5 protein-coding genes are annotated in these 4,906 nt (G+C 63.8%); 3 read left to right on the top strand and 2 right to left on the bottom strand.

Going from position 1 to position 4,906, the window contains the following annotated elements:
• From WAN02_RS20020 to WAN02_RS20010, 3 genes are all read left to right on the top strand, one after another.
• Nucleotides 1-207: alpha/beta fold hydrolase (locus WAN02_RS20020; RefSeq protein ID WP_422265972.1), on the top strand; the 207-nt coding region annotated here is incomplete at its 5' end.
• Between the two features lie 99 nt (nt 208-306).
• A complete protein-coding gene (gene pstS, locus WAN02_RS20015) occupies nt 307-1,413 on the top strand; it encodes a phosphate ABC transporter substrate-binding protein PstS (protein WP_422265971.1) in 1,107 nt (368 codons plus the stop codon).
• Between the two features lie 13 nt (nt 1,414-1,426).
• The gene (locus tag WAN02_RS20010) at nt 1,427-3,364 is read left to right on the top strand and encodes a serine/threonine-protein kinase PknD (RefSeq protein WP_422265970.1); all 1,938 of its coding nucleotides are present in this window, start codon (nt 1,427-1,429) and stop codon (nt 3,362-3,364) included.
• A gap of 12 nt (nt 3,365-3,376) precedes the next feature.
• On the opposite strand, the gene pstA is transcribed toward WAN02_RS20010, so the two are convergent.
• Nucleotides 3,377-4,282: a phosphate ABC transporter permease PstA gene (gene pstA / locus WAN02_RS20005; RefSeq protein WP_422265969.1), complete on the bottom strand. Its 906-nt coding sequence runs from the start codon at nt 4,280-4,282 to the stop codon at nt 3,377-3,379.
• Nucleotides 4,279-4,906: phosphate ABC transporter permease subunit PstC (gene pstC, locus WAN02_RS20000; RefSeq protein ID WP_422265968.1), on the bottom strand; the 628-nt coding region annotated here is incomplete at its 5' end. The genes pstA and pstC, both read right to left, overlap by 4 nt.

The following is a 4,906-nucleotide window of genomic DNA, read 5'->3' as shown; positions in this document are numbered from 1 at the left end:
GCCTACCAGCGCGTCATCGTTCCGGCACTGGTGATCGAGGGTGCCTGCGACAAACTGCTAGCGCCCGGCTGGGCGAAGGAGATCGCTGACCAGCTTCTGAAGGGGCGATCGGCCGTCATCGATGCTGCGGGGCACTGCCCGCAGATCGAGCAGCCCGCCGCCACGAACGCGCTGCTGCTGGAATTCCTGGCCCACGTCGAGGGCTGAGCTGTCGCACGCAAAGCCTGCACAAAGCTGGCATTAATCTTTTATTAAGCTCGGCGCTGTTTGCTGTTAACGATGTGCCCGCCGCCGAGAGGAGCCTTTGTGAAGGCCATCCGATGTGTCGCGGCGCTGAGCCTGCTGGTCACGGGCGCCCTGGCGCTATCGGCGTGTGGCAGCAGCACCTCGAAATCGGCGTCCGGCCCACCGGCAGTACCCGTCACCTGCGGCGGTAAGAAGAAGCTGCAGGCCAGCGGTTCAACGGCGCAGGAGAACGCGATCGAGCAGTTCGTCTACGCCTACATCCGCGCATGCCCGGGCTACACCTTGGACTACAACGCAAACGGGTCGGGCGCCGGTGTGCAGGAGTTCGTCGGCAACGAGACCGATCTGGCCGGCTCCGACAAACCCCTGGACCCTGCGAAGGGCGAGCCCGACCGGGCCCAACAGCGTTGCGGATCACCCGCCTGGGACCTGCCCGCGGTGTTCGGCCCGATCGCGGTCACCTACAACCTTGCCGGGGTGACGTCGCTGAACCTGGACGGGCCGACCACGGCGAAGATATTCAACGGCAGCATCAAGGACTGGAATAACCCGGCCATCAAGGCGCTCAACGCCGATGTCAACCTGCCCGCAACGCCAATCAACGTGGTGTTCCGCGGCGATAAATCGGGCACCACGTACAACTTTCAGAAGTATCTCGATGCCGCATCCGACGGAGCCTGGGGTAAGGGTACCGACGAGACATTCGAGGGTGGAGTCGGCCAGGGTGCGAGCGGAAATGAAGGGACCTCGACGGCTCTGCGAGCAACCGACGGGTCAATCACCTACAACGAATGGTCATTCGCGGTGGGCCACCAGTTGAGCATGGCCCAGATCCTCACGTCGGCCGGCCCGGACCCGGTCACGATCACAGCTGACTCGGTCGGCAAGACGATCGCCGGGGCGAAGTTCGCCGGTCAGGGCAACGATCTGGTGGTCGACACGTCGTCGTTTTACAAGCCATCGCAGGCCGGCGCCTATCCGATCGTGCTTGCGACGTATGAAATCGTTTGCTCGAGGTACCCGGATTCCGCGACGGGTGCGGCGGTAAAAGCGTTCATGCAAGCCACAATTGGAGCTGGCCAGGACGGCTTGGATCAATACGGATACATCCCCATGCCGAGCTCGTTTCAATCGAAGCTGTCGGCGGCCGTGAACGGGATCTCGTGATGGAGCATCGACGATGATCGGCAGTCAACCGGGTGCACGGGTCGGATCGTGGTTCGGGCCCTACCGGCTGATGCGACTGCTGGGACGTGGCGGGATGGGGGAGGTCTACGAGGCCGAGGACACCCGCAAGGGCCGGGTAGTGGCGCTCAAGCTGATATCGCCGGAGTTCTCGGACGACCCGATGTTCCGTGCCCGGATGCAACGCGAGGCCGGTGCGGCCGGAAGATTGACCGAGCCGCATGTGGTGCCCATTCACGATTACGGCGAGATCAACGGACAGCTCTATCTGGACATGCGCCTGATCGACGGCGACAATTTGGCCACCGTGCTGAAACGGACCGGGCCGATGAGTCCGCCACGTGCGGTGGCCATCGTGCGTCAGGTCGCCGCCGCGCTGGACGCCGCGCACGCCGGCGGCGTTACGCACCGCGACGTGAAGCCGGAGAACATCCTGATCACCGGCGATGATTTCGCTTACCTCTTGGATTTCGGCATTGCCCGTGCTGACGCCGACCCCGGATTGACCCAAGCCGGTGTGACGCTGGGAACGTACAAGTACATGGCCCCCGAGCGGTTCAGAGACCATGAGGTCACATATCGCTCCGACATCTATTCGCTGGCTTGCGTTCTTGGTGAATGTCTGAGCGGGGCACCGCCTTTCCGAGCCGACAGCATCGAGCGGCTGGTTGCCGCGCATCTGATGGAGCCTGCCCCGCGGCCCAGCCAGCTGCGCCCCGGGACGGTTCCGGTGGCCCTCGATCAGGTGATCGCCCAGGGCATGGCCAAGAATCCCGAGGATCGTTACCGCAGTGCGGGCGAATTGGCCAACGCCGCGTTGCACGCGCTGACCGTGTCCGAGCAGCACCAGGCTGAAAGCATTTTGCAGCACGGCGAGGATGCGGCCAACGTACACACCATGGCTCGTCCTGCCGCGGCCGCCGCGGGTGCGAGGAGTTGGTCTGCACCGCCCGCCGGTCTCGGCGGTTGGAATCATCACTCCGGCGCTTCGCTACCCGGTCGGCCGAACGCCACCCAGCAACCCGACTTCAGTTCGCCTACGCCGCAACGGCGCGACCGACGCAGGCTGTGGATGATCATCGGTGCTGCCGCGGTGCTGCTCGTCGCCGTATTCGGATATGTGGTGCGCCCGCACGGTGGACCGGCCGCCGAGTCCTGCGGACAAAACGTGCTGCCGTTCAACGGACTCAACTTCCGCCTGTCACCTGGCGGGGTGGCGGTGGATTCCGCCGGCGCTGTGTACGTCACCAATCAAGGCATGTACGGCCGAGTGGTGAAGTTGACACCGGGGTCGGACACCCCGACAGTGTTGCCCTTCACCGGCCTATACCAGCCGCAGGCGGTGGCCGTTGACTCGGCGGGCGCGGTGTATGTCACCGACTTCAATCATCGGGTCGTGAAGATGGCCGCCGGCTCGAACAACCAAACGCAGCTTCCCTTCACCGGCCTCAGCTATCCCGAAGGGCTCGCGGTCGACTCCGCCGGCAGCGTATATGTCGCCGACCGGGGGAACGACCGGGTGGTGAAATTGCCGGCCGGCACCAACACCCCGACCGTGCTGCCGTTCACCGGTCTCAACAACCCCGATGGCGTTGCGGTCGACGGCGCCGGCAACGTGTACGTCACCGACTCCGACAACAACAGAGTGTTGAAGCTGGACGCCGGCTCCAGCGAACAGACAGTCCTGCCGATCGCCGGGCTCACGGTGCCGTGGGGCGTCGTCGTGGACGGCTCGGGCAACATCTATGTCAGCGAGCACGACAACAATCAGGTATTGAAACTGCCCCCCGGCTCGAGTACCCCAACTCCGTTGGCGCTCAACGGTCTCAACACTCCGCTGCAGCTGGCGCTGGACAAAGACGGCAACGTGTACGTGGCCGACCGCGGCAACGACAGGGTGCTCAAGCTGCGTGTAGCCGGATGTACGGGATAGATCTGGATCGGCTCAACGGCGCCGGATGGTGATCAGCCGGTTGGCCAGCGCGGCCGCCAGGTACACCACCGCCACCACGATGATCAGTGTCAGCGCGGCGCCCCAAACCCTCAGGAAGCCGGCGTGTTCGGGGTTGTTGAGTTCGGAGTAGATCAGCAACGGCAACGACGCCATGTTGCCGTTGAAGATGTCGAAGTTGATCGACCGGCTGTAACCGACCAATACCAACACCGGGGCGGTTTCGCCCATCACCCGCGCGATCGACAGCAGCACGCCGGTGATGATGCCCGGCATCGCAATGGGGACGACGATCCGCATGATCGTTTTCCACTTGGGAATTCCCAAGGCGTAGCTGGCTTCTCGCAGATCTTGAGGCACCAGCCTGAGCATCTCCTCGCTCGATCGCACCACGACCGGCAACATCAGCAGGACCAGCGCGAGTGACACCGCGAAGGCACTCTGCTCGAATCCCATGGTCGCGATCCACAGGCTGAAGATGAACAGCGCCGCCACGATTGACGGCAGTCCGGCGAGCACATCGACCATAAAGGTGGTGAATTTGGCAAGCCGGCCAGATCGGTACTCGGCCAAGTACACCGCCGTCATGAATCCCAGTGGCACAGCGATGATCGCCGCTACCCCGGCCTGCACCACGGTGCCGTACAGGGCGTGATAGACCCCGCCGGAAAACTGCTCTGGCAGCACACCACGTAATGAGTGGCTCCACCAGTCGGGCCGAGTGATCGCGTACCCGCCCCGTTGGACGACAACCCACAGCACCCAGATCAGCGGTACCAACGCGATACCGAACGAGAGCAAGAAAAATGTTGCCGCGATCTTGTTCTTGATCCGTCGGCTAAGACTGATCGGCTGGACCGCCGCCTTTTTGACCGGCAAATCGAGGGTCGGGGCGCTCATACCTTGACCGCCCTGCCGACGATCCCGCGGGCGACCGCATTGACGAGGAAGGTGAGGACGAAGAGCACGAATCCGGCCGAGATGTAGGCGCCGGTGGGCAGTGGTTCGCTGAATTCACTTGCCGCAGAGGCAATTTTCGAAGCGAAGGTGTAGCCACCGTCGAACAGCGACCAATGACCGGCGGACGCGGAGGCACGCAGGATGATCAACACCGCCACGGTTTCGCCCAGTGCGCGGCCGAGTCCCAGCATCGACGCGGCGACGGCACCGCTGCGGCCGTACGGCAGCACCGTCATCCTCACCACTTCCCACTTCGTCGCACCCAGGGCCTGTGCGGCTTCGGTGTGGCTGATCGGCGTCTGCCGGAACACTTCCCGCGACACCGAGGTGATGATCGGCAAGACCATTACCGCGAGCACAACGCCCGCCGTGAAGATGTTGCCGCCACCGGCCAGTGACACGTCGCCGGCCTTGAACAGAAAGAACCAACCCAGCTCTCGGTTGAGCAGGGACTCGATCGGCTCGAGTTGTGGTGCCAGCACGAAGATTCCCCAGAGCCCGAAGACGATCGATGGCACCGCGGCGAGCAGGTCGACGATTGCCCCGAAGGTGCGCGACAGCCGC

Origin of the sequence: Mycobacterium sp. (genome assembly GCF_049281135.1) — a bacterium.
Taxonomy (GTDB): Bacteria; Actinomycetota; Actinomycetes; order Mycobacteriales; family Mycobacteriaceae; genus Mycobacterium.
This window is presented reverse-complemented; position numbering and strand designations above follow the sequence as displayed.